23 protein-coding genes are annotated in these 25,236 nt (G+C 63.8%); 13 read left to right on the top strand and 10 right to left on the bottom strand.

The features are described 5' to 3' along the window. The first annotated feature begins 40 nt into the window (after positions 1-40). Entirely contained in the window at positions 41-985 is a 945-nt protein-coding gene (locus CO675_RS14665) for a GumC domain-containing protein (RefSeq protein ID WP_158231242.1), read from the top strand. 14 nt (positions 986-999) lie between these two features. Here the strand turns inward: CO675_RS14665 and CO675_RS39940 are convergent, their stop codons facing one another. Further along, complete coding sequence (locus tag CO675_RS39940) at positions 1,000-1,308, bottom strand: hypothetical protein (RefSeq protein WP_143279010.1); 309 nt, start codon at positions 1,306-1,308, stop codon at positions 1,000-1,002. 179 nt (positions 1,309-1,487) lie between these two features. Continuing rightward, complete coding sequence (locus CO675_RS14660) at positions 1,488-2,408, bottom strand: LuxR C-terminal-related transcriptional regulator (protein WP_097672603.1); 921 nt, start codon at positions 2,406-2,408, stop codon at positions 1,488-1,490. Between the two features lie 534 nt (positions 2,409-2,942). Between CO675_RS14660 and CO675_RS14655 the strand changes: the two genes are divergently transcribed. From CO675_RS14655 to CO675_RS14630, 6 genes are all read left to right on the top strand, one after another. Further along, the gene (locus CO675_RS14655) at positions 2,943-3,596 is read left to right on the top strand and encodes a LuxR C-terminal-related transcriptional regulator (RefSeq protein ID WP_245452756.1); all 654 of its coding nucleotides are present in this window, start codon (positions 2,943-2,945) and stop codon (positions 3,594-3,596) included. Positions 3,597-4,026: 430 nt separating this feature from the next. Beyond that, entirely contained in the window at positions 4,027-4,977 is a 951-nt protein-coding gene (locus CO675_RS14650; protein ID WP_097672601.1) for a PDR/VanB family oxidoreductase, read from the top strand. Positions 4,978-4,995: 18 nt separating this feature from the next. Continuing rightward, entirely contained in the window at positions 4,996-6,336 is a 1,341-nt protein-coding gene (locus tag CO675_RS14645) for an aromatic ring-hydroxylating dioxygenase subunit alpha (protein WP_097672600.1), read from the top strand. Further along, entirely contained in the window at positions 6,333-6,809 is a 477-nt protein-coding gene (locus tag CO675_RS14640; protein WP_097672599.1) for an aromatic-ring-hydroxylating dioxygenase subunit beta, read from the top strand. The genes CO675_RS14645 and CO675_RS14640 overlap by 4 nt, the downstream gene beginning before the upstream one ends. A 7-nt stretch (positions 6,810-6,816) precedes the next feature. Next, positions 6,817-8,433, top strand: a complete 1,617-nt coding sequence (locus tag CO675_RS14635) for an ATP-dependent acyl-CoA ligase (protein ID WP_097672598.1) — start codon at positions 6,817-6,819, stop codon at positions 8,431-8,433. Positions 8,434-8,435: 2 nt separating this feature from the next. Continuing rightward, positions 8,436-9,164 carry an SDR family NAD(P)-dependent oxidoreductase gene (locus CO675_RS14630; protein ID WP_097672597.1) on the top strand — a complete coding sequence of 243 codons (729 nt, stop codon included), beginning with the start codon at positions 8,436-8,438 and terminating at the stop codon, positions 9,162-9,164. Positions 9,165-9,175: 11 nt separating this feature from the next. Here CO675_RS14630 and CO675_RS14625 read toward each other — a convergent pair whose 3' ends face one another. Genes CO675_RS14625 through CO675_RS14610 form a run of 4 tightly spaced genes read right to left on the bottom strand, consistent with a single transcriptional unit; the run spans position 9,176 to position 13,887 of the window. Continuing rightward, positions 9,176-9,658, bottom strand: coding sequence for a MarR family winged helix-turn-helix transcriptional regulator (locus tag CO675_RS14625; protein ID WP_097672596.1), 483 nt, complete (start codon positions 9,656-9,658; stop codon positions 9,176-9,178). Further along, the gene (locus tag CO675_RS14620) at positions 9,658-10,155 is read right to left on the bottom strand and encodes a MarR family winged helix-turn-helix transcriptional regulator (RefSeq protein ID WP_245452755.1); all 498 of its coding nucleotides are present in this window, start codon (positions 10,153-10,155) and stop codon (positions 9,658-9,660) included. Before CO675_RS14620 ends, CO675_RS14625 begins: the two co-directional genes overlap by 1 nt. Beyond that, positions 10,152-11,717, bottom strand: coding sequence for an indolepyruvate oxidoreductase subunit beta family protein (locus tag CO675_RS14615; RefSeq protein ID WP_097672595.1), 1,566 nt, complete (start codon positions 11,715-11,717; stop codon positions 10,152-10,154). Before CO675_RS14615 ends, CO675_RS14620 begins: the two co-directional genes overlap by 4 nt. Positions 11,718-11,727: 10 nt before the next feature. After that, a complete protein-coding gene (locus CO675_RS14610; protein ID WP_097672594.1) occupies positions 11,728-13,887 on the bottom strand; it encodes a thiamine pyrophosphate-dependent enzyme in 2,160 nt (719 codons plus the stop codon). Positions 13,888-14,003: 116 nt separating this feature from the next. Between CO675_RS14610 and CO675_RS14605 the strand changes: the two genes are divergently transcribed. The 5 genes from CO675_RS14605 to CO675_RS14585 all read left to right on the top strand — a co-directional run bounded on the left by CO675_RS14605 (position 14,004) and on the right by CO675_RS14585 (position 18,827). Beyond that, entirely contained in the window at positions 14,004-15,032 is a 1,029-nt protein-coding gene (locus tag CO675_RS14605) for a carbon-nitrogen hydrolase family protein (RefSeq protein ID WP_097672593.1), read from the top strand. A gap of 576 nt (positions 15,033-15,608) precedes the next feature. Continuing rightward, positions 15,609-16,715, top strand: a complete 1,107-nt coding sequence (locus tag CO675_RS14600) for a cupin domain-containing protein (RefSeq protein ID WP_097672592.1) — start codon at positions 15,609-15,611, stop codon at positions 16,713-16,715. Positions 16,716-16,759: 44 nt separating this feature from the next. Beyond that, positions 16,760-17,668: a fumarylacetoacetate hydrolase family protein gene (locus tag CO675_RS14595; protein WP_097672591.1), complete on the top strand. Its 909-nt coding sequence runs from the start codon at positions 16,760-16,762 to the stop codon at positions 17,666-17,668. Then, positions 17,668-18,099, top strand: a complete 432-nt coding sequence (locus CO675_RS14590) for an acyl-CoA thioesterase (RefSeq protein WP_097672590.1) — start codon at positions 17,668-17,670, stop codon at positions 18,097-18,099. Before CO675_RS14595 ends, CO675_RS14590 begins: the two co-directional genes overlap by 1 nt. Beyond that, on the top strand, positions 18,096-18,827 hold the full coding sequence (locus CO675_RS14585) for an EthD family reductase (protein ID WP_097672589.1): 732 nt from the start codon (positions 18,096-18,098) through the stop codon (positions 18,825-18,827). The genes CO675_RS14590 and CO675_RS14585 overlap by 4 nt, the downstream gene beginning before the upstream one ends. 168 nt (positions 18,828-18,995) lie before the next feature. On the opposite strand, the gene CO675_RS14580 is transcribed toward CO675_RS14585, so the two are convergent. The 4 genes from CO675_RS14580 to CO675_RS14565 are packed head-to-tail and all read right to left on the bottom strand — an operon-like array spanning position 18,996 to position 23,709. Beyond that, positions 18,996-19,709 carry an ABC transporter ATP-binding protein gene (locus CO675_RS14580; protein WP_097672588.1) on the bottom strand — a complete coding sequence of 238 codons (714 nt, stop codon included), beginning with the start codon at positions 19,707-19,709 and terminating at the stop codon, positions 18,996-18,998. Beyond that, positions 19,706-21,475, bottom strand: coding sequence for a branched-chain amino acid ABC transporter ATP-binding protein/permease (locus tag CO675_RS14575; protein WP_097672587.1), 1,770 nt, complete (start codon positions 21,473-21,475; stop codon positions 19,706-19,708). Before CO675_RS14575 ends, CO675_RS14580 begins: the two co-directional genes overlap by 4 nt. Continuing rightward, entirely contained in the window at positions 21,472-22,515 is a 1,044-nt protein-coding gene (locus CO675_RS14570) for a branched-chain amino acid ABC transporter permease (RefSeq protein WP_097672586.1), read from the bottom strand. The genes CO675_RS14575 and CO675_RS14570 overlap by 4 nt, the downstream gene beginning before the upstream one ends. Positions 22,516-22,557: 42 nt before the next feature. Continuing rightward, complete coding sequence (locus CO675_RS14565; protein WP_097672585.1) at positions 22,558-23,709, bottom strand: ABC transporter substrate-binding protein; 1,152 nt, start codon at positions 23,707-23,709, stop codon at positions 22,558-22,560. Between the two features lie 628 nt (positions 23,710-24,337). On the opposite strand from CO675_RS14565, the gene CO675_RS14560 reads away from it, so the two are divergent. Then, complete coding sequence (locus CO675_RS14560; protein ID WP_198964602.1) at positions 24,338-25,120, top strand: aspartate/glutamate racemase family protein; 783 nt, start codon at positions 24,338-24,340, stop codon at positions 25,118-25,120. Positions 25,121-25,236: the final 116 nt, after the last annotated feature.

Below are 25,236 nucleotides of genomic sequence, written 5' to 3'. Positions count from 1 at the left end.
GCAAAGATCGGGAGCTCGCACCCGTTCGGGAGATCAGGAAATGTTTGTCGAGACAGGCGCGATCAACGCCCCCCGCATACATTATGAGCAGGTCGTACATGATGCGCTGGGTGTCGTATGGAGGCACCGGCAGCTCGTCATGATAACTGTCGTGCTTGCGCAGGCAGCCTTTCTGGTCGCGTTCATGTTTATGGCATCGCGATACACCGGCGAAGCCACCATTCAGCTCGATTTTGTGCGTAACGAAAATGTTGCCGGCGAGAGACTGCAATCGACGGCGGCCGTCGATGCGGCTGCCGTCGTTGACAGTTCGGCGCGCATCATCCGGTCGCGCGGCACCGCAAGCGCGGTCGTGTCGGCGCTGCGGCTCGACCAGGATCCCGACTACGCGCGCCCGGGCCGCCTGGAGCGAGCGCTCTCCCATGTCTGGCCGTATCTCGGGGCTCATCCCGCGCCAACGCCGCGCGAACTCGCGATCACACGCCTCATGAAGCAGATCACCGTGACCAACGATCCGCGGTCTTACTTGATCGCGATTGCGGTGACCACGTCGAACCCGCAGCGCGCGGCCAACCTGGCGAATTGGGTTGCGTCCGAATATCTGCGCGGGCGGCTGCGCGCACAGGCGACGGAGGCGTATGCTGCGGCCGAGCGGGAATTGGCCGGGCTTTCGGCCGTATTGGGTCCGCGTCATCCCACCTATGTCGGCGCTCAAGCCAAACTCGAACGTCTGAAGGAGGTAATGGAGGGCGCGGAGAAGAATCCGGCGTTCGACAACCAGGACAGCGCGCCGGCGCGTGACATGGTCAGGTTCGCTGCTGGTCAAACGCTACTGCCAGCGGAAGCGGTGATGGTACCCTCCGGTCCCAACGGTCCGCTGCTGTTCGCGCTGACGCTCCTCGCTGCATTGGCGCTCGGTGGCCTGCTGTCGCTGCTCGCCGAAAGGCGCCAACGACGACGGCTTGCCCGTCGGCAGGGCCATTGAGGAGGTTGCTTCTATCAAGCAATCACTTCGCATGGCCCGGTGACGTCAACGAGCGACGAACGCCCGGGGTCGTCAGCAACGACGGCGATCATTGAGCGATCCTGATCGCCGTGATCGTCGCATCCGCGTCCGTCGGCGGGGGATAGACCAAATCGAGGCGAACGGGCTCGAGCACGGGCGATGCGTTGATGCGCGATCATTCGTGAATCCCGCTTGCGTCGTTCGGTTGCACGCAGACGCAGGTGAAGGATGAGCTGGCCAAGCTCAGTCCTGGCATGGTGACGGTTGAGATCAAGACGGGCAGCCGTCGGATCATCAGTCACCTGCTTCTTACCGCCGGTGAGGCAATGGCATGAAACATTGTGGTAAGGATAGAGCAGCCGTCTGCGTGGGCGCTGACCTCGGCATCGGTCATCGCGCATCGCATTCCGTTGATGCGACTCGCCGCCCGACGGACATCCCGCCGAGGTTACCCGGCGAGATGTCAACGGGAAGGATTCAGCTATTTGCGAAGCCGGATCGCCCCGTCGATCTTCGAACTGCCGTTGTGGCCGTGGCCGTTCGTAAGCGGCACTTCGAAATAGTTCGTCGCGTGTTCGATCGCGCCAAGCGGCGCCGGCCGGCCCGCTCTTGCGATCTTGGGAATTTCCCGCTTCGGCGGGAGCGGTCGCTCGGCATCGTTCGCGTGGGGCGCCGAGCCGTGGCTATTCGGCCATGCCGCAGGGCGATGGTGCAAGCCCCAGATCGCGGCCTGCGTTCTGTTCTGCACCCTGATCTTGCGAAGGATCGCCTTGATGTGAACCTTCACCGTGGCTTCGGCAATATTGATCTTGCGGGCGATGCACTTGTTGGAATCGCCCTCGATCAGGCACTGCAGAATCGAGATTTCCCGAGGCGAAAGTTGCCGAGCGAGCCTGTCGTCGGCTTCTGCGGCGGCAGGATCGTCATCGTGGTGGGCGGGCGTATCCTCCGCGTCGCGTTCTTCGGCATCGAGTGCGGACGTCAGGAACGCTGGCGGGAAGACTGTGCCGCCCATCATGACCAGTTCGATGGACTTGATGAACGCATCGCAATTCATCACGTCGATGAAGTATCCCGTGGCACCGGCCCGAAGTGCGGCTGCCAGGTCGCTCACACGATATTGATCCGCGACGACGGCTACGCGTCCGTCGGCGTGGCGGCGCTTGAAGGAGTCGATCTGCTCGATTGTCGGGCGGAAATCGTCGCCGGTGTGAACGATGAGGAGCAGCAATGCCTGACTGGCGGTGGCCTCCTGGAGCGCTTCGACGCCAAGCAAATCGTTGGCATCGGATATCGAAGTCAGGACTTGAAAACTCTCTGAATTCAGAATTCTGGCAAGACCTTCCTTACGAAGACTATTTTCGCCAATAAGTACAATGGAAAAAGGATATCGCCGTCTCATGGAAAGACTCCTGGACGCTACAATGAAACAATGGGCGGGTCGGTTGATTCCGGTTCATTTTGTTGATCATCCACCCAGCTAAAAAAGAACAACGTATGCAAAACGCTTCCTCGGAATTGGCCGATCGGACCAACGAATCTGAGGACGAAAAAGTCTTGAGCCCGCACTAAATATTTAAGAATGTTAGATGCTAATCCCCAATATCCCTATATACCTTTGGTTATAGTCATTGCCTCGGATGTCGTCCGTCGTTTCAGATGTCGATCATCATGAGAAAGAGCCGTCACCCTCAGGACGCGCGCTCCGGGCACCTTTGAGAAACACCCGCTCTGGGTGAGTCGGCCGGCCGCTTCGATCATGCGTTGCCGAAACTACGCCTTTCGGCGCGCTTAGGGCCGTAAATTCACGGGGCGTCCGCGACAACAAAACCTTACGGAAAAGTGTCGTATTGGAGTAGCTTATTAATCAATTGGGGCGGAGCCGAACTGGAGGGCCTACGGAGCTGAACTGGAGGGACTGAGGGATTGGTCGTAAATGCATTTCAGTCGTGTGGTGATTGCTAGCAGATATCCAGTTGTTTTATTGGGTCTGAATTTCCTGCTCGAAGCAGAACGTGATTTCAAGGTTGTCGCTCGTTGCAATGATGCTGCGAGTTGTTTCGAAGCAGTACGGGGTCTAGCGCCCGATATAGCTATTTTGGACATGTCGATGCCTGACATTTTTGAGCAGGCAACGATCGACGTTGGAAATTCCGCGACGCCTGCCGCGCGCCTCGTCTTTCTCGCTACCTCGGTTGAGGATCGGGATCTGGCGATGCTGGCGGCGACCGGAGCGTACGGCGTTGTGCTCCACGACGAGGAGCCGGAGACGCTTATCCAAACATTGCGGCAGGTCGCGGATGGTCAGAAGATGCTGCCGCCGCCTGCGTGCGAGGAAGCTCTCTCCCGTGCTCAAACCGCGATGTCGGAGAAGTATCTTGCAACGCTGACGGAGCGCGAGCGTCAGATCATGAACCTGGTGTCGGAGGGGCTGTCGAACAAGGAGATCGGCCGCCGTCTGAAGGTGGCCGACGGCACCATCAAGGTTCACTTGCACCACATCTTCCGTAAACTCGAGATCAGTAACAGGACAGTTCTGGCGACGCTCGCCGTCTCACATGCCGGGCCAGGCGGCTCTCCATCCAGCTGACACCGGCCTTGTGAGCGGCGATCAGATGCGGCGATGACGAAGGTCTATCGATCGCGGTCGTTGACTTGTCAGAACCGGGCGGCCCTACGTCCTTGCCGCTGAAGCGATCGCCGCCGGTCGTCACCATCGCTTGAACGCCGATGTGTCGATGACGGTCGCCCGCGATGGTCGACCGGGTCGGCCGCCCGCATGATCCAGACACATTGCTACCCTGACCGGCCCGAGAGCGATCGCGCTCACGTCTTGCGGTTTTCTCAGGCCAGGGACCGGAGGCGTCTTGCCCGCCGAACGGATCGTGCGAGCAGCGATCGCCGCGGATGATCTGGCGGGCGCGGCCGGTCGTGTTTCAGTTTCCCCGCCGCAGCGACGATTGACAGGCAATTATTATATGTATAAAACTATGCAAATTCATATAATATGAGATGCCCGAATGGACGCGCATCCGCTCAAGCTCAAAGTGCAGTCGATCTTTGCGGAGACGGCGGTCGTTCGCAGCGTCGTGTTCGGCGTGGAGGGCGGCGTCGCGCCGGAGTGGCAGGCGGGTGCGCACATCCGCGTGTTGCTGCCGAGCGGGGCAGACCGGCCGTACTCCCTGATGGCATTGCCGGACTTGCCTGAAGGCGCAGTGGCGCTCGGGGTGCTGCGGGAGGAGATGTCGACCGGCGGCTCGCAGTTCATGCATGCCCTTCAGGTCGGCGACGTCGTCAGCGCGACCGCGCCGCTCAACAATTTCGGTCTTCACGAGGGCGCCGCGCCGGCGTTGCTGTTTGCCGGCGGCATCGGCGTTACGCCGATCCTGTCCATGGCGTCGGTGCTGAAGGCACAGGGAACCCCATTTCGCCTGCACTATGCCGGACGCATGCCCGGGCTGCTGGCATTCCTGCCGCAGTTGCAGGCGATCTGTTCGGAGCGCCTGGCGGTCCACTACGACAGCGATGCGTCCCGTCTCGATATCGCGGCAGCGCTTGGCGATGCGCCCGCAGATGCCCACGTTTATGTCTGTGGGCCCGCTGGCATGATCGACGCGGTGAAGGCAGGAGCGCTCGCCAGCGGCATCCCGGCCGACCGCATCCATTTCGAGCTGTTCAAGGCGGAGCAGCCCAGCTCCCCGAACCAGCCGTTCGAGGTCGAGCTCAAGTCGACCGGGCAGGTCATCACGGTCGCGACCGATCAGAGCATCATCCAGGCGTTGGAAGCGGCGGGGCTCGACGTGCTCTATGATTGCCGGCGGGGCGATTGCGGCATCTGCCAGTGCGGGGTGATCGCAGGTGTGCCTGATCATCGCGACGTCATTCTCAGCGACGACGAGAAGGCGTCCAACAAGGTCATGCAGATCTGCGTGTCGCGTGCGAAGTCGGACCGGCTGGTGTTGGATCTCTGAGAGGAGGCAAGAGGCGCCATGGCGAAATACGGAAAGGATCCTCGCGCGATCGGCGCCCTGGTGCGCGACGCCGAGGTGCATCGCGACGTCTATATCGATCCCGAGGTGTTCGAGCTCGAGATGGAGCATCTGTTCCCAAACAGCTGGATCTATGTCGGGCATGCCAGCCAGTTGTCGAAGGCCGGCGATTTCATCACCGCCAATATCGGCCGGCAGCCGGTGGTGGCCAGCCGCCATACCGACGGCTCGATTCACCTGTTCTACAATCGCTGTCCGCACAAGGGCGTCAAGATCGCCTCCGAGCCGTGCGGCAATACCGGAAAGTTCTTCCGCTGCCCCTATCATGCCTGGTCGTTCAAGACCGACGGCTCGCTGCTCGCGATCCCGCTGAAGAAGGGCTACGAGGGCACCGGATTCACCGACACCCAGGCGAGCGGCGGGCTGTCGCGGATCAGGAATGTCGTCGTCTACCGGGATTTCATCTTCGCGCGCCTCAGCGAAAACGGCGTCGGCTTCGAAGATTATTTCGGCGAAAGCCTCTCGACCATCGACAACATGGCCGACCGTTCGCCGGAGGGGAAGCTGGCCGTCGAGGCCGCGCCGATCCGCTACATGCACACCTGCAATTGGAAGATGCTGGTCGAGAACCAGACCGACACCTGCCATCCCATGGTGGCGCATGAGAGCTCGGCCGGCACCGCCATCAAGGTCTGGCAACGCGAACAGGGCGAGTCCACCGAGAAGCCGATGGCGGTGCAGCTCTATGGCCCGTTCATGAGCCCGTACGAGTTCTACGAGCAGAGCGGCATCCGGATCTGGCCCAACGGCCATGGCCATACCGGCGTCGCCAATTCCATCCATTCGAACTATTCGGACGTCGAGGGCTATCTCGACCGGATGGTCGCAGCCTATGGCGAGAAGCGGGCCCACGAAATCCTGGGCGAGGTCCGGCACAACACCGTCTATTTCCCGAACATCATGGTCAAGGGTGCGGTGCAGATCCTGCGCAACTTCATCCCGATCGCGGTGGACCGGACACTGGTGGAGAGCTGGGTCTATCGTCTGGTCGGAGCACCCGACAAGCTCTACGAGCGCGCGCTGATGTATAATCGATTCATCAACGCGCCGACCTCGATCGTCGGGCACGACGATCTCGAAATGTACGAGCGGGCCCAGGAAGGGCTGAAGTCGAACGGCAATCAATGGGTCAATCTGCGCCGGCTCTACGAGAGCAACGAGGAGCCCGACGTCACCGCGGTCATCAACGGCACCTCGGAGCGTCAGATGCGCAACCAGTTTCATGCCTGGGCCAAATTCATCACCATGGACATGGACCAGGGCGTCGAGGCCGCGGAATGATCAGCGAAAAGACCATCACCGATTTCATCTATCGGGAAGCCGACCTGCTCGACACCATGCAGTGGCAGGCGTGGCTCGACCTGTTCCACCCGGAAGGGCGCTACTGGATGCCGCTGGAATGGCAACAGCAGGACCCGGTGCTGCAGCCGTCGCTGATGTACGAAGACCTGATGCTGATGAAGGTGCGGATCGAGCGACTGGCCGGCGAACGCACCTTCAGCCAGAAGCCGAAGAGCCGCTGTCATCATCTGCTTCAGGCGCCGCAGATCCTCGTGTGCGATCCGGCGGCCGGCATATTCAGGGCAAAGACGTCCTACATCTACACCGAGACGCGCGGCGATACGCTGGAGCGCTTTTCGGGCTGGGCGTCGCACGATCTCGTCCAAGTCGGCGACGAACTCAAGATCAAGCTCAAGCGCATCGATCTCGTGAACTTCGACGCGCCGTTCGGCAATATCCAGCTTTTCATGTGAGTGCGCCTTGACCACAGCGACCACCGTCTACGCCCGCTTCCGCGAGATCGCCCTCCAGCGGGGTGAAGTGGGCTTCCTCAATGTCCTGCCCGAGACGGCCGAGATCTACGGCATCGCGGCCGGGGAGATCTCGTACCGTGCCATGTTTGAGAGGGTGGAGCGCTGGCGTACAGCGTTCGCTGACCACGGCTACGGCAGAGGCCATCGGGTCGGGCTGCTGCTGCAGAACCGGCCGGTGTTCGTCGAGCTGTGGTTTGCGTTGAACGCGCTCGGTGTGTCGGTGGTGCCGATCAACCCGGATCTGCGGGTCAGCGAGCTCGAATACATCATCGCGCATTCCGAGATGAACGCCGCATTCGTCCTTGCCAAGCGATGCGACGAGGTCGAGACGGCGGCGCGCCAGGCCGGCCGGCCGATTCCGGTGGCGATCGACGGCGGCGAGATTCCGGTCCCGTTCGGCGGCGCACGGGCTGCGAATGCCGGCGACGGCGCGAGTGAATGCGCGCTGCTCTATACGTCGGGGACGACGGGCCAGCCCAAGGGCTGCGTGCTGACCAACACCTATTTCCTGTATTCCGGAGACTGGTATCGCGACGTCGGCGGATTGATCGATCTCAGCGGCGATGGCGTGCGCATGCTCACGCCGCTGCCGCTGTTTCACATGAACGCGATGGCGGTGTCGCTGATGGCGATGCTGACGGTCGGCGGCAGCCTGACGATGCTCGATCGCTTTCATCCCCGCAGCTGGTGGAAATCGGTGCGCGACAGCCGCGCGACCTGCCTGCATTATCTCGGTGTCATGCCGTCGATGCTGATGAGCGCGCCGCCGACGGATGATGACCGCGCACACAGCGTGCGGTTCGGCTTCGGAGCCGGGGTCGACAGGCTGCTGCACGCGCCGTTCGAAGAGCGCTTCGGCTTTCCGCTGCTCGAGGCCTGGGCGATGACCGAGACCGGAAGCGGCGGCGTGATCGCTGCCAATATCGAGCCGCGCAAGATCGGCACCAGCTGTTTCGGCCGTCCGGCGCCGGAGGTCGAGGTTCGGATCGTTGGCGACGACGGCCGCGATGCGGCGGCGGGAATGCCGGGCGAGCTGTTGGTGCGGCACGCGGGGGCCGATCCCCGTTTCGGCTTCTTCAGGGAGTACCTGAAGAACCCGGAGGCGACCGCCGAGGCCTGGAAGGACGGCTGGCTGCATACCGGCGATATCGTCTCGCGCGATGCCGATGGCGATCTTCATTTCGTCGACCGCAAGAAGAACGTGATCCGCCGCTCCGGCGAGAACATCGCCGCGGTCGAGGTCGAATCCGTTCTCAACCGCCATCCGGCGATCCGGCAGGCCGCAGTGGCGGCGACGCCCGATCAGGTGCGCGGCGACGAGGTCGCGGCTGTCATCATCGCTGAAAATCCGGGAGCAGACCGCGCGCTGGCCGAGGACATCGTGCGCTGGAGTCTGGAGCAGATGGCCTATTACAAGGCGCCGGGCTGGATCTCGTTCGTCGATCAGCTGCCGCTGACCGCGACCGAGAAGATCCAGCGCGGCGGATTGAAGGACTTCGTCGCGAGGCTGATGCGCGATGGCGCGTTCTTCGATCTTCGCGACCTCAAGCGGCGGCAGGAGTGATCATGAGCCAGACCCGCACCACACTCATCACCGGCGGCAATTCCGGCATCGGCGAGGCGCTGGCGAAAAAGCTCGTCGGCGAGGGACAGCGGGTCGTCGCGGTCGGCCTCGAGAAGCCGGACTGGACGCACGATCTGCTCACCGCCTATCGCGCGGACCTGACCGGCATCGCGGAGACAAGGGCCATTGCCGAGGAGATCTGCCGGGATCATGCGATCGACTGCCTCGTGCACAATGCCGGAATCATCCTGCCGAACCTCTTGGCCGATGCGAAACCGGAGGACATCCTGACGCTGGCGCAGTTGCATCTGGGCGCACCGATGCTGCTGACCCAGGCGGCGACGGAGGGGATGCGGTCGCGGCGGTTCGGGCGGATCGTGTTCGTGAGCTCGCGCGCCGCCATGGGCGCGGCGACGCGTTCGGCCTATTCGGCGACCAAGGCCGGCGTGCACGGCATGGCCCGGACGTGGGCGCTGGAGCTGGCGTCGAGCGGGATCACGGTGAACGTAGTCGCGCCAGGCCCGATCCTGACCGACAACTTCTGGGGCGTCGTCCCGAAGGACTCCGAGCAGCAGGAGCGGATGGCGCAGAGCGTTCCAGTCGGGCGGCTCGGGACGCGCGAGGACGTCGCGCACGCGATCGGCTTCTTCCTCGACGAGCGCTCGGACTTCGTCACCGGACAGGTGCTCTATGTCTGCGGCGGCACCAGCCTTGCAGGCCTCAGTCCCTGATCGCGAGTCGATCAGATCTGGTTCTGGCGGATGTTCTCGACCATCTTGGCCAGCACGCGGGCGCACACCTCGATCTCGTCGGGATCGATGCCGACGGTCAGCCGGTCGTAATTGTTCTCCATGATCGGCCAGATCTTGCGCAGCAGGGCCTCGCCGTCCGCCGTCAATCCGACGACGCGGCGGCGCTGATCCTCTTCCGCGATCTCGCGCTTGACGAGGCCCGATGACACCATCGACTCGATCATGCGGCTCGCGGTCGACTGCTCGGTGACGGCCAGAACGGCGATCTCGTTGACCGTCAGGGTCTTGTAGATGAACAGCACCGACAGCGTCCGGAACACGACGTTGTTGATGTTGTGCTCGCTGAGATCGCGGTTCTGATCCAGGTTCCAGCGGTTGGCGAGCCGGTTGAAGAGATAGGGAATGTAGCTTTGCAGCTGGTCCCGGGTCCGCGGTGGACCGGATTTCCATCTGCTTCTGGAGTCTTTGGCCATTATCTCTTGCGACCCTGCTTCTTGCTTTCGCTGCCGAGTTTCGAGGAGAGCGACCGCAGCACCGATAGTGCAGCCTCCAGCTCCGGGGCGGGAATACTTTCGAGCCGTTCGCTGAGGTGCCGCTTGTGCACGTCAGCCGCCTTCCTGAACAGCGCTTCGCCTTTCGGCGTCAGGCGCACGATGAAGGACCGGCGGTCTTCGCTCGACATCTCCTTGCTGATCAGGTCGTCGGCCAGCAGGCGCTGCACCAGGCCCGAGACGTTACCGCCGGACACTTTCAGGTTCTGCGACAACTGCCCGAGCGCCATTCCGTGCGGGTAACGATCCAGCTGAGCCAGCACGTCGAACTTGGCCAGCGACAAGCCGAACTCCGAGCTCAGCATGGAATTCAGCGACGCAAACAGCTCACCATGCAGCGACAGCAGTTGCAGCCACAGCCGGGTTTCAATCTGCCCGAATACGGCAGCCGTGCTCTCCTTGAGGGCTGCCGGCATCATGCAAAACTCTTGATGGTCTCGATCACGCCGTCGAGCTCCTTGCCCGCGCTGTCCTTCAGCGCGGCTTCCCGCAGCCGGCGCGCCCAGTCGGCGGCATCGTCGCGCGGCGCGACCAGCTTGATCGCGGCCAGCGTCTTGTCGAATTTCGACAGGCCGCGGCTGTGGGTGTCGGAATAGCCTTTGACGAGGCGCCGGCATTGCAGGATCTCGACGCCCAACTGATAGTTCGCTCGCACGGCCTCCGTCGCGGCCGTGAGCCATTGGTCCCGATGAGCGGTCTCGATGGCGTGACGCAGCGAGCGGCGACGCATGCCGCGAAGTCCCCCGACGGCATAGAGCGCAAGGAACCAGGGCAGCGAGTAGGTCCGTATCCGGCGCCCCTTGTTGACGCGGCGGTCGAGCCAGCCGAGCAGGCGCGGCTTGGCTTGAAGCCAGCGGCCAAGGCCCACCGGCAGCATGCCCATCACCTCTTCCATACGGGGATGCATGAACTCGGTGGTCTGCAGCACCTGGCCTTCGGACAATTCGAGCTCGCCCTCGATCCGCGCCCGGCGGCCGGATCTGGTCTTGAGGTCGGCAACGCGGATGACGTCATCATAGGTCATGGCGTTGGCGAGATATTTCGCGGCGGCCTGGGTGAAGGCGAAATCGCGCCCGGCGCCACCGGCGCTCCGATCGGCGGCGTGGAGCTTGCCGAGGATGTCGAGATATTCGCCGCCATAGGCGACGTCCTGGAAATCGACGACCTTCTTCAGCCCGGCGCGGCCGATGGCCTGAACGGAAGCGGGCAGCTCCTGCGCCAGCCGCGTGGCGAGGCCGGCCAGACGGGGATCCAGAGCTCCCGGGGAGGGGGCGGTGTCAGCCGCCTCCGATTGCGCCGGTGGCGCCGGGTCCGGGGATTTCGACTGCACACGGTCAAACGCCGCCTCGAACGCGCGGACGCTGGCCTGTGCGCCCTTGCCGCCGGTGCGGATCACGTCGAGATAGCTCTCGCGGCCAAAACTCAGCACGCCGGCGCCCGCGAGCGCGCCGAACATCGCGGCCGAGATCACGCTGCCGTTGGCGATCGCCAGCGCGTTCATGTCGAAGATGATCTCGGTCTTGGCGGCGACCCCGATGGCGCCGGTCACCGCGTCCCCGTCGGCAATGCCGTTGCCCGGCGCGATCTTCTCGCCGATCGCGAACGTCCGGTGGTTGGACGCGATCAGCGTGGTGCGGTCCGGCGTCACCAGGCCGCGCAGGATCGAGCGACCGGCTTCCATGAATTCCGCCGCCATCACGACGTCGACGTCGCCCGGCGTCGGCATCAGCGACAGGATCGGCTTGCGGCCGTCGAGCGGCGGCATCGCCTCGATGTAGTAGATCGTGGCGCCGGTGCGCTGGGCAACTCCGGGTACCGAGGTCGACTGCGCGACCCAGCCATGGTTCTCGGCGAGCTGGACGATCCAGTCGGTGAGGACGCCGCCGCCCTGGCCGCCCATCGCGACGATCGCGATCGAGATCGGCCGCTCGGTCGCATCACCTGCGGCGGGAAGCGCCAGCTGGACCGTCTCGTCTCTCATGACAAAGCTCTCATGCTAGCGCCTCGAGCGCCGGACGCCGGCGATCGCGCCGCCGCTGCAGCCAGCCGATCACGGCCATGGCGACCTTCGACTTGAACTTGTCCCAGCCGGTCGGATTGTGAATGACGTCCGCGCGATAGAACGACGGACACAGCACCGCGGCGTCTGCGACCTCGCCGCAATTGCCGCATCCGACGCAGGAATTGTCGATCGCCGCGACGGGATCGTCCCGCAACGGATCGTCGAGCTGCTTGACCGAGAGCGACGGGCAGCCGGAGAGGCGGATGCAGGCGTGGTCGCCGGTGCAGACGTCCTCGTCGACGCCGAAGCGTTCCTTGACGGTGCGAACGCCGTCCTTGATCGCCTTGCTGATCTGCGGCTTCACCCGGCGCTGCTTGTTCAGCATGCATTCGGAGGACGCGACGATGACCTTCGGGCCTTGCTCGTTGGTCGTCAGCGCTTCCTTCAGCGTGTCGCGCATCCGGCCGACATCGTAGGTGCGGTCGATCTGCCGGACCCATTGCCCGCCGATGCCCTTCACGGCCTGCACGATCGAGTTGTTGGTGTTTCGCCGCTTGCTCGTCGCACGCGACGACAGGATGTCCTGACCGCCGGTCGCCGAGGTGTAGTAATTGTCGACGATGACGAAGACGCCGTCATGCTTGTTGAAGACGGCGTTGCCGATGCCGCTGGTCAGGCCGTTGTGCCAGAAGCCGCCGTCGCCCATCACGGCGATCGAGCGCTTGTCGGCCTTGACGTTGAAGGCCGAGGTCGAGGCCGGGCCGAGGCCAAAGCCCATGGTGGTCGCCCCGATGTTGAAGGGCGGCAGGATCGAGAACAGGTGACAGCCGATATCAGCCGAGACGTGGTGCTCGCCGAGTTCGCTCTCGACCAGCTTCATGGCAGCGAAGATCGGCCGCTCCGGACAGCCGGTGCAAAGCCCGGGCGGACGCGCCGGCACGACATGCTTCAGCTTCTCGACCTCGGGATGGTTGAGCACGGGGCTGGCGTCCGGCGCCGGTGGCCTGTTGCCAAGCAGCCTCGGCTCGGTCTTCTCGATGAATTCTCTGATGCCACCGAGCAGCACCTGCGCGGTGTAGTCGCCACCCATCGGCAACACGTCCTTGCCGTGGACGCGCGCCTGGATATCCCGGCGGCGCAGCACCGTGTTGATCGCCTGCTCCAGATATTCCGGCTGGCCTTCCTCGACGATCAGGACGGCGTCCTTGTCGAGGCAGAACTCGGCAACCTCGGTGTCGATCACGGGGTAGGTGACGTTCATGACGTAGAGCGGAATCTGGGTGTTGCCGTAGGCGTCCGACAGCCCGAGATATTGCAGCGCGCGGATGACGTTGTTGTACATCCCGCCCTGCATGATGATGCCGACCTTGCCCTGCTTCGGCCCCATCCATTCATTCAGCCTGTTGTCGCGGACGAAGTCGATGGCCGCAGGCATCCGCGTCTTGATCTTCTCCTGCTCGTGTTCGTAGGCCGCCGGCGGCAGCACGATGCGGCCGACGTCGCGCTTGGGATTGTTCAGGGCGTCCTTGATGGTATGGGCCGGCCTGACATTGTCCTTGCAGGCAAAGCTGCCGTGCATGTGACAGGCGCGGACGCGCACCTCCAGCATGACGGGGGTGTTGGAAACCTCCGAGAGCTCAAAACCCTTCTCGATCAAACTGACGATGCATTCATGGTCAGGACGGGGATCCAGCAGCCAGATCTGCGATTTCATCGCGAAGGCATGGGTGCGCTCCTGCATGATCGAGGAGCCTTCGCCGTAATCTTCGCCGACGATGATCATCGTGCCGCCGGTCACGCCGCCGGAGGCGAGGTTGGCCAGCGCGTCGGAGGCAACATTGGTGCCGACCGTCGACTTCCACGCCACCGCGCCGCGCAGCGGATACATCACGGAGGCCGACAGCATTGCGGCTGCCGCTGCTTCATTGGCGGAGCTCTGGAACACGACGCCGAGATCGTCGAGCACATCCTTGGCGTCGGCCAGCACGTCCATCAAATGCGAGATCGGCGAGCCCTGATAGCCGCCGACATAGGCGACGCCGGATTGCAGGAGCGCCTTGGTGATGGCGAGGATGCCTTCGCCGCGGAAGGTGTCGCCGTCGCCGAGCCGGAGATCCTCGACCTCACGAGCAAAAGACCGTTCAGCCATTGCACCCTCCAGAAATATGCTATAGCATACGTTTACATGTAAAGTAAGTCAACGCTGCGCCACGCCGTGGGCTTTGCTCCAGGCGGCGATCATGAGCCGGCGACAGGGTAGGGCCAATGCTGAAGCTGCCGCGCTTTCGAGCCGCCGCCGTCCAGGCTTCACCTGTATATCTCAACGCCAGCGCGACCGCCGACAAGGCCGCCTCACTGGTGCGTGAGGCCGCGGCGAACGGCGCGCGGCTGGTCGCATTCCCTGAAGTGTTCGTGCCCGGCTATCCCTATTGGAACTGGATCACCGATCCGGTCACCGGCAGCGCCTGGTTCGAGAAGCTCGTCAAGGCGTCGGTGCTGGTGCCGGGTCCCGAGGTCGACGTCGTCCGCAAGGCGGCGCGCGATGCCGGGTGCTACGTCGTACTCGGCGTCAACGAGCGCAGCCCGGTGTCGCTCGGTGCAATCTACAACACGCTGGTGTTCATCGGTCCGGACGGAACGCTGCTCGGCAAGCACCGCAAGCTGGTGCCGACCTGGGCAGAGAAGCTGACCTGGACCGGCGGCGACGGGTCGAGCCTGCGCGTCTATGACACCGAGATCGGGCGTCTCGGCGGGCTCGCCTGCGGCGAGAACACCAACACGCTCGCGCGCTTCGCGCTGCTCGGGCAGGGCGAACTGGTTCACGTCGCAAGCTACATCTCGCTGCCCGTCGCGCCGCCGGACTACGACATGGCGGAGGCGATCAAGTTGCGCGCCATTGCCCATTCCTTCGAAGGAAAGATCTTTACGATCATTTCCTGCTCGACCGTGTCGGAGGAGATCATCGCGGCCATGGAGACGGTCGTGCCCGATGCCCGGGCGCGCTTGCAGCGCAAGTCGAGCGCATTCTCCGGCGTGATCGGGCCGGACGGCCGTTTGGTCGGCGAGCCGCTGATCGACGATGAAGGCATCGTCTACGCCGATATCGATCTCGAGCGCTGCATTCAGCCGAAGCAGATGCACGACATCGTCGGGCACTATAACCGGTTCGACATCTTCGATCTGCGGGTCAATCGCCGTCCGCAAGCACCGCTCAGCCTCGCGGACGGCGAACGTCCGGCGGCCGATGCCGCGGGGCAGGCGGACTTCGTCTCAATTCCAGGCAGGGCGGAATAATGGGACGTGTCGATCGAGCGACGCCACGAATTGCGAACCGTCCTCACCGTCGTCCTGGCGAAAGCCAGGACCCATTACCCCGAATGGTCATTGTCGAGCGGGCTGGGGCCACGATCCCTTTCACAATCGAATGCGGTGGTTATGGGTCCTGGCCTTCGCCAGGACGACAGCTGTGGGCGTGGCGACAGGAGTCGATTTTCCGACGCCACGAATTGCGAACCGTCCTCACCGTCGTCCTGGCGAAAGCCAGGACCCATTACCCCGCATGGTCATCGTCGAGCGATCCGGGGCCACGATCCCTTTCACAATCAAAAGCGGTGGTTATGGGTCCTGGCTTTCGCCAGGACGACAGTTTTGGATGTGGCGACAGGAGTCGATTTTCCGACGCCACGAATTGCGAACCGTCCTCACCGTCGTCCTGGCGAAAGCCAGGACCCATTACCCCAAATGGTCGTTGTCCAGCGGGCTGGGGCCACGATCCCTTTTACAAGCACATGCGGTGGTTATGGGTCCTGGCCTTCGCCAGGACGACGGGCGTGGCGACAGCGCGTCATCAGATAAGACTTGGAGGACAGGATGAGCGAGAACGTCATCGGCCGGGCCAATGTCGAGGATACCCCGGCGCTCAAGGCCTATTACAAGGACCTCGAGAAGTTCGAAGCGGCGGCGCTGTGGACGGTCGCCAACAAGATCGAGCCGTGGCAGCCGCAGTCGGCGTCCGTTCCGGTGCTCTGGCGCTACAGCGATCTGCGTGAGCACGTGCTGCGCTCGGTGGAACTCGTTTCGCCGGAGAAGGCAGGACGGCGGGTGATCTATCTCAACAATCCCGGTCGCCGCGACGTGTCGGCCGCGGTCGGCTGGCTGTATTCAGGCTTGCAGGTGATGCACCCGGGCGAAGTGGCGTCTGCCCATGCGCATTCGGCCTCCGCCCTGCGCTTCATCATGGAAGGCGAGGGCGCCTACACCATTGTCGATGGCCACAAGATGACGCTCGGCGCGCGCGATTTCGTGCTGACGCCGAACGGCACCTGGCACGAGCATGGCGTCGAGGCAAACGGCTCGGTCTGCATCTGGCAGGACGGGCTCGACATTCCGCTCGTCAACGCGCTGGAAGCCAATTTCTTCGTCGTGCACCCGAAGATCCAGCAGGAGGAGTCCGGCTATCCCGTCGACGACATGACCAAGACCTGGGGCAATCCCGGTCTTCGGCCGGCGGGCTCGCGATGGTCGAACGGCTATTCACCGATGTTCAAATATGAATGGGAGCCGACCTACGAGTCGTTGCGGAAGTATGCCGCCGCCACCGACGGATCGCCTTATGACGGTATCCTCATGAATTACGTCAATCCGATCACCGGCGGACATGTGATGCAGACCATCGGCGCCAGCATGCAGATGCTGCGACCGGGCGAAAAGACCAAATCGCATCGCCACACCGGAAGCTTCGTCTATCAGGTCGCCAAGGGACACGGCTACTCCGTGATCGGCGGCAAGCGGTTCGAGTGGCAGGAACGCGACATTTTCTGCGTTCCCTCCTGGGCCTGGCATGAGCACGGCAACGCTTCGGGTAGCGAGGATGCCTGCCTGTTCTGCTTCAACGATCTGCCCGTCATCGAAGGGCTCGGTCTCTACCGGGAAGAGGCCTATGGCGACAATGCCGGCCATCAGCCGGTCGCGGCCTGACGTTTCCCGGCAGAATTCAACCCGAATAATCGGATCAAGCTCTCATGCGTCTTGTCACCTACACCTTGGGCTCCAGCGGCGCCCGGCTTGGGGTTGTCGTCAACGATTTGGTTGTCGATGTCGAGCGCCTCGGTGCGTCACGCGGTCTGGTCTGGCCGGGCGACATGCTCTCGTTGATCGATAACGCCGTCACGCTGCTGCCGGCGCTGAAGGAATGCCTGGATAGCGCCAACGGGGCGCTGCCGGTCGGCGCCGCCGTTCCGATCGAAGATGTGAAGTTGCAAGCACCGATCCCGCGCCCACGGAAGAACATCTTCGGCATCGGGCTGAACTACCGCGCGCATGTCGCGGAATCCGCCAAGAGCCTCGACACCGACAAGGATCTGCCGAAGCAGCCGGTGGTGTTCTCCAAGCCGCCGACTGCCGTGATCGGGCCGGGAGCCGCGATCCAGCACAATGCCAGCATCACTCGGCAGCTCGACTGGGAGGTCGAGCTCGCCGTCATCATCGGCAAGACCGCGACGCGAATCCCGGTCGAGAAGGCGATGGATCACGTCTTCGGCTATTCCGTGATGATCGACATTTCCGCACGCGACAATCGCCGTGCCGGACAGTGGATCTTCTCCAAGGGTATGGACACTTACGCGCCGTTCGGCCCCTGCATCGTGACTGCGGATGAGATTCCCGATCCGCATGACCTCAGGCTCTGGCTGACCAAGAACGGCGTCATGAAGCAGGACTCCAACACCAAATACATGATTTTCGATATTCCGGCCCTGATCGCTGACATCTCGTCCGGCATGACGCTCGAGCCGGGCGACATCATCGCGACCGGAACGCCCGAAGGCGTCGGCGCCGGCATGAGCCCGCAGGAATGGCTGTGGCCCGGCGATGTGGTCGAGGCCGGCGTCGACGGCGTCGGCGTCATCCGGCATCCCGTCGTTGCGATCTGATGACCTCGTTCTCGTTCGATCGCGCGCTGAGGTTCGGGGACTGCGATCCATCGGGGATCGCCTATTTCCCGTCCTATCTGAATATCCTCAACGGCGTGGTCGAGGAGTTCTGGGCCACGATCGGATTTTCCTGGCCGGAGCTGATCACGGTCCGCAGGATCGGGACGCCGACGGTGCATCTGGCCTGCGACTTTTCGCGGCCGTCGAAGTTCGGCGACCGTCTGACGTTCAGCCTCCGCATCGTCAAGGTCGGCCGCGCCTCGCTCCATCTGGCGCATGTCGTGACGGCTGCAGATGGCGAGCGCTGGCGGGCGCGGCAGATCCTTGCCGCGACATCGCTGATCGATCATCACGCGATTCCATGGCCCGATGACGTTCGTGCTGCTCTGCTGTCGCATCTGCAAGCCGGCGAGGAGAGAGCGGCACCATGATCTCGCTGTTCATGACGTTCTCCGATCCGAAAGGCGAGCGACGAATTCACGCGGACGATCTTGCGGCTGCGGCTGCCATGGTGGGGTCTGTTCCGGGGATGGCCGAGGGCCTGCTGTTCACGCCGCTGGAGCAATCGGTCGATCATCCCTACAAGGCGGACGGGCGAGGGCCGGTACTTGCGCTGCAACTGCGTTTTCCGAACCTGTTTGCGTGCGAGGCCGCGATGGATCGCGGCGGCGTGCTCGTAGGCCTCGTGGAAGGCCGCGGACTGCCGAGCCTTGCCGGATTGGACGTGACGCATCAGGCGATGGTGACGCGCGCCTTCCCGGTCGGCGACGCCACGCATGCGAACGGCACGGTTACGCCGTGCAGCTACCTCGTGCATTATCCCGGGCCGGCCGACGACATGAATGCCTGGAATTTGCATTACCTGGAGCATCATCCCTCGATCATGCGCACCTTCCCTGGCGTCCGCCAGATCGAGATCTACACGCGGATCGATTGGGTCGACCGGCTGCCGTCGCGGCGCGTCGACTACATGCAGCGCAACAGGCTTATGTTTGACAGCCCGCAAGCCCTCGCGCGCGCGCTGAGCTCCGACGTGATCAAGCGCATGCGCGCGGACTTCGTCCGGTTTCCGCCGTTCGCGGGCGGCAACAAACATTTCCCGATGCTGACGAGGATTGTGCCAGGCAAGGAGATGGGCGAGAGCGGAACGCCGCGATGATGTCATTGTGCCGCTGAGTTGCCCGACGATGCAAGTGTTGATTCGGAAAATCAGCAGGCGCCGCGCCCAGCCGACAAGCCATTGATATTGTTACGGCCGGCTACTGTGCATGGGGTTGTTTTCGATGTTTTTGGTCGTGCGGCTCGCCGGGACCGCGCCAAACCGACTTCAGTGGCCGCCGAGATAGGCCGTGATCAGCCGGGGATCGTGGATGAGATCCTTGGCAGGACCGGACTGTACGATCTCGCCGGTCTCCAGCACGTAGCCATAGTCGGCGGTTTCGAGCGCGGCGCGGGCATTCTGCTCGACCAGCAGGATGGACACGCCGAGGTCGCGCAAGGACGCGATGGTGCGAAAGATCTCGCGCACGATCAGCGGCGCCAGGCCGAGGCTGGGCTCGTCGAGCATCAGCAGTGCGGGCTTGGCCATCAGCGCGCGCCCCAGCGCGAGCATCTGGCGCTCGCCGCCGGACAGCGTGCCTGCGGCCTGACGTTGCCGTTCCCTTAGCCGCGGAAAGCGATCATAGACCTCGTCCAGTGTCTTTCGGACGCCGGAGCGATCGCGCAGGCTGTAGGAGCCGAGCAGAAGGTTGTCGGCGACCGACATGTCGGAGAACAGCTCGCGCTTCTCCGGAACGAGGCAGAGCCTGCGCTCGACGCGATCCTCGACCGACATCTTACCGAGATCGCTGCCGCGGAACGCCATGCGGCCACGCGATCCGAGCAGCCCGATGGCGGCCATCAGCAGCGTGGTCTTGCCGGCGCCGTTCGGGCCGATCACGGTGACGATCTGGCCCTCGTCGACCGACAGCGAGACGTTACGCACGGCCTCGACGTTGTCGTAGCAGACGGTGACGTCGGTCATGGAGAACATCTCGCTCACGCGACGCCTCCGAGATAGGCCTCTTGCACCCGCTCGTCGCTGCGGATCGCGCTCGGGACGCCCTCGCAGAGTTTGGAGCCGAAATCGAGCACCACGATGCGGTCGACCAGCGACATCACGAACTCCATGTCGTGCTCGACGATGAGGATGGTCAGGTGATCCGCCCTCAGTGAGCGCAGCAGCTCCGCCAGTCTGAGCTTTTCCTGGCGGCGCAGGCCCGCAGCCGGCTCATCCAGCACCAGCAGGGCAGGATCCGCGGCGAGCGCGCGTGCGATCTCCAGGATGCGCTGGTTGCCGAGCGGAAGATTGCCGGCGAGCTCGAACGGCTTGTCGCCGAGCCCGACGCGCTCGAGCTGCATCAGCGCCTCGTGCCGGGCGCTGGCTTCCTCGCGCTGATTGAGGCGAAAGGCGCCGGCGAACAGACCGCTGCGGGTTCGGCTGTAGGTGCCGAGCATGACGTTCTCCAGCAGGCTCATGCGCGGCCGCAGCTTGACATGCTGGAAGGTCCGGGCGACGCCGGCCTTCGCGATGCGGGATTGCGGATCGCGCGTGATCATGCGTCCCGCAAAGACGATTTCGCCCTTGTTGACCCGCAGCGCGCCGGTCAGGCAGTTGAACATCGTGCTCTTGCCGGCGCCGTTCGGACCGATCACCGCAACAATCTCGCCCGACCTCACCTCGAAGCTGACATTGTTGACTGCGACGAGGCCGCCGAACCGGCGCTCGGCGCCGTCGACCTTCAGCAGCAGCTCGCCCGGCCCCGGTTGCGGCCGGCGCGGCAGCGGCGGCGCCGGCTGCGGCCGCTCACGCCCGGTCTTCGGCAGGTAGCGCGCAATCGAAGGGACGATGCCCTGCCGCGCCCATTGCAGGAACAGGATGAACAGCGCGGAGAAGGCGACGATCTCGAGCTGCCCGGATGCGCCCTTGGCGATCAGCGGCAGATAATCCTGCACGCTGTTCTTGAGCAGGGTCACGATGGCGGCGCCGACGACACCGCCGAGCAGGCTGCCGGCGCCGCCGACCATCGTCATCATCAGATATTCGATGCCCATGCTGGCATCGAACGGACCCGGGCTGATGAAGCGGCTCATATGCGCGTAAAGCCATCCGGAGAGCGAGGCCAGGAATGCCGCGATCACGAAGGTCACGAGCTTGATCCGGAAGGCGTTGATGCCGAGGCTCTCGACCAGCGTATTGCCGCCGCGCAGCGCCCGCATGGCGCGGCCGAGCCGCGAGTCCAAGAGATTGTAGCCGAGCAGGAGCACCAGGGCGACGATGCTCCAGATCAGATAATAGATCTGCGCGCTGGAGACGAGCGCGAACGAGCCAACACTGATCGGCGGGATCGACGAGATGCCGTTGAAGCGGCCGAGCCCCTCGACGTTGCCGAACAGGAAGCCGATCGCAAGGCCCCATGCGACGGTCGAGAGCGAGAGGAAATGGCCCTGCAGGCGCAGGGTGACGACGCCGAGGATGGCCGCGACGCCGCAGGTCAGCGCCACCCCGAACAGCAGGCCGAGCCAGGGCGATTGCCCGTTCAACGCGGAGACCCACGCCGTCGCATAGGCCGCGATGCCGACGAATGCGGCCTGTCCGAACGACACGATGCCGCCGACGCCGGTGAGGAGCGCAAGGCCGATGGCGACCAGCGAATAGATGCCGATATAGTTCATCAAGGTGACGCTGAACGGGCTCAGCACGAGCGGCGCGAGCGCGACGCACGCCAGTGCTGCGACTGCTGCGAGCTGCACATGAAGGCGCGTCATTCCTCGATCTCCTCCTCGGAATGCAGCGAGGCGAGCGATCGCCAGATCAGGATCGGGATCAGCAGCGAGAACACGATCACGTCCTTCAAGGCACTGCTCTGGAAGGATGCGAAGCTTTCGAGGATGCCGACCCCGACCGCGCCGATAGCGGCGCCGGGATAGCTGGTCATGCCGCCGACGATGGCGCCGACGAATGCCTTAAGCCCGATCAGGAAGCCGGAATCGTAGAACACGGTATTGACAGGCGCGATCAGTATGCCGGATACGCCGGCCATCAGCGAGCCCAGCAGGTAGGCGATGGTGCCGGCCCGCGCCGGCCGGATTCCCATCAGCCGCGAGCCGGTCCGGTTCACCGCGGTGGCGCGGAGCGATTTGCCGACCAGCGTGAAGTCGAAGAAGAGATAGAGAAGCCCGCTGAAGACCAGCGCTGCGAGCACGATCAGCATGGTCTGGCCCGAGATCAGCACGCCGGCGAACTCCGTCGAGAACGACGTCAGCGGTTCGGTCCGGACGCCCTCGGGGCCGAAGAACAGCAGGCCGAGACCGACCAGCGCGAAATGCAGTGCCACGGAGACCGTCAGCAGCAGCAGCACCGTGCCGTCGGCGATCGGACGGAAGACGATCCGGTCAAGCAGAGGAGCGATCGGCGTGATCAGCATCAGCGCGAGCACGAGCCGTACCGCGAGCGGCGGGTCCATGCGCATGGTGAACCAGGCGATGCCGACGACGACCAGCGGAAGGACGAGATAGAACAGAAGCGCGCGCGGCAAGAGTCGAGCATCGCCGTTGCGAACGAGCGAAATGATCTCGATCAGGGTCGCAAGGCACGCCAGCACCACGACCAGTGCGCCGGTCCCCGGAAACCGCTTGGCATCGAGCGCCGCAAGCGTCAGCGCGGTGAAAGCGGCGATGTCGCCGAACGGAATGAAGATGACCCGCGTCACCGTGAAGATGAGCACGGTTCCGATCGCCACCAGCGCGTAGACCGCGCCGGTGGCGATCCCGTCGATCGCAAGGATGGCCGCGATGTCGCTCGTCATTGAGACGCCGTTCCCCCGTTCTGACCGCCGGCCATCTTCCATCTATGGCGCGTACTTCCAGACGCCACCGGTCAGGCGGACCACCACCAGCGAGCGCTCGTCGACGCCGGTGACCGCACCGGGCTTGAAGTTGTAGACGGCATGCACGCCGGGCAGTTCCTTGGTGCTGAGGATGGCGTCGCGCAGCGCGGTGCGGAATTCGTTCGTTCCAGGCTTCGCGGACTTCAGCGCCCGCTCGGCGGCGTTGGCAAAGATCAGCCAGGCATCGAAGGAGTAGGCGGAGAACCCATCGGTGGTCGGAATGTTGTGGGTCTTCTGGTACACCGCGCGGAAATCGAGCGCGATCTTCTTGGCAAAGTGGTCGTCCGGAAGCTGCTCGGCCACGATCACCGGGCCGGCGGAGACCTGAATGCCCTCGGCGGCCTTGCCGCCGACCGTGACGAAGTCCGGATTGACCAGCGCTACGGTGCCGTAGGTGTTGCCCTTGAAGCCACGCTCGGACAGCGTGATGAGCGGCAGCGCGCCTTGCGTGCCGGAGCCGCCGATCAGCACCGCGTCGGGACGTGCAGCCATGACCTTGAGGATCTGCGCGGTCACCGAGGTATCGGTGCGGGCATAGCGCTCGTTGGTCTGGATCTTGATGTCGTCGGTGGGCTCGGCGGCCTTGGCTCCGTTATAGACGAGGTCGCCCCACGCATCGGAAAAGCCGATATAGCCGATGTTCTTCATGCCGTCGCGCTTCATCCGGTCGGCGACGATCTTGACGAGCAGCGACGCCGGCTGCGGCACGGCGACGACCCATTGCTCCGGCGAGTCCGGAAGCTTGCCGACCGGCGAGATCGAGATCATCGGTACCTTCAATTCGCTGGCGACGGCCGCCATGGCGATGGTCGAAGGGGTCGTCGCGGTGCCGATCAGCAAATCGACCTTTTCTTCTTCCACGAGCTTGCGCGCGTTGCGCGTCGCGGCCGACGGATCGGAACCATCGTCGAGCTGGATCAGGCGGATGGTCTCGCCGTTGATCGTCTTCTTGTATTCATAGGCTGCATTGATGCCGCGCCCATAGGGGATGCCGATCGACGCGCCGTTGCCGCTCAGCGAGGTGACGAAGCCGATCGTGATGTCGGCCTGCGCAGCCGGTGCTGCGAAGACGCCGGCGACAAGTGCGAGTAAGCCCAGGGTCTTCTGCCGCATTTGCGTTGTCCTCCGTTGATGCTGGGTACGAATGTCTGGCAGCCGGGCAGGAGCCCGCGCTGTGCACGAACCGGTTGAAGGCATTGCTGCAGCGCCAGACGCCGGGCGCGGCGAGAAGGAAGTTCGCTGGGCCGGGGCGTCAGCGGCCATGGCGAGGTGCGCCGCGCGAATAGCGGGCGGGTCGGCGGCAACCGGCGTGCATCTGTCGAAACGAAAGAAATCGAGTGCCGCAGCCGCGATGCGCGACCGGCGATGCTGTTGCCGGCCCTTCAGGCCCGACGATAGTCCACGCGATTGAGTTTCTCAAAATCGGTGCCCTGCAACATCATCGTTATTGGCCACCGGCAACGGCCGATGGTCGATTACTTAAAGCCTAAAGTATTCTCCGTGGCGCCGTCAACACGTGTCGCGGGGCTGTCAGAAAAAAATGTTGCTGCATACAATTCCGTCAGAGTGCGCCATTTCCTTCACTTCTTCGTCCCGAAAAATCGGCCTTCCCGTCGCGATGGCGAGACCCCGTCGGCCGGCTCCATGCTGCGCATTTGACGGGTCAATTAGTTTATGGTTGAAATATATCAGTCGGCAGGCCGACGGCCGATGCTCCCGTCACCGTTTGAGGAGAAGGGCGATGCGCATCTTCTGGCAGAGTTTCGTCGATGCGAGCGTGAACGCGCCCTATATGGCGCGGCTGTCGGAGTACCTCAACACGATCGCTGCGCCCGGCACGACGGTTCACGTCGAGGGTATTTCGCCGCCGGATCGCGAGTTCGGCCGGCTGGCCGAATTGCGCTGCGCGGTTCAAGCGATCGACAACGGCATCGCGGCCGAAGAGGGCGGGTTCGACGCCTTCGTGATGGGCCACTTCCAGGATCCCGGTCTTTACGAACTCCGCGCGACGCTCGACATTCCCGTGATCGGGACCGGCGAGGCGACGCTGCTTGCGGCCTCACAACTCGGCCGGCGCCTCGGCCTCGTGACGCTCGATCCCGTCTTCGAGGTCTGGCACTACGAGCAGGCTGAACGTTACGGCCTCGGTGATCGCGTCGTCCACGTGACCGGCCTCGGTTGCAAGCCGGAGGATTTCGCAGGGGCGTTCGCGGGCGATCAGGCGGCTCACGCCCGAATGATCGAGGATTTTATGGCCTGCGCCCTGCCGCTGGTCGAGCACGGCGCCGACGTGGTGATCCCCGCCGGCGTGCTGCCGGGCCTCTTGATCGGGCGGGAGCACGGCCTGAAGGTCGGGCACGCGCCGGTCGTGAACTGCGCCGCGGTGGCGTTGAAGAGCGCCGAGATGTGGGTGCAGCTGAGGCAGCTCAACGGCACCGAGCCAAGCCGCGGGCCGAGCTTCAAGCGTGCCAGTGCCCAGGCACGTGACGATTTCCGGGCGATGCTCGCGCGCAACAAGCGCTAGCGCGCGAACAGCCGACCAGTTCTGGAGAGCCAGATGTGACGAGATCCGAGAAGGTGCCCCTGTTCGAATACGACCCGTGGCGGTATCGATATGAAGCTGATGGTGATCTGAGGCGG

The organism is Bradyrhizobium sp. C9 (assembly GCF_002532045.1).
Classification (GTDB): Bacteria; Pseudomonadota; Alphaproteobacteria; order Rhizobiales; family Xanthobacteraceae; genus Bradyrhizobium.
Note: the sequence above shows the minus strand (reverse complement) of the source record. Positions and strands in the feature narration are given on the sequence as shown.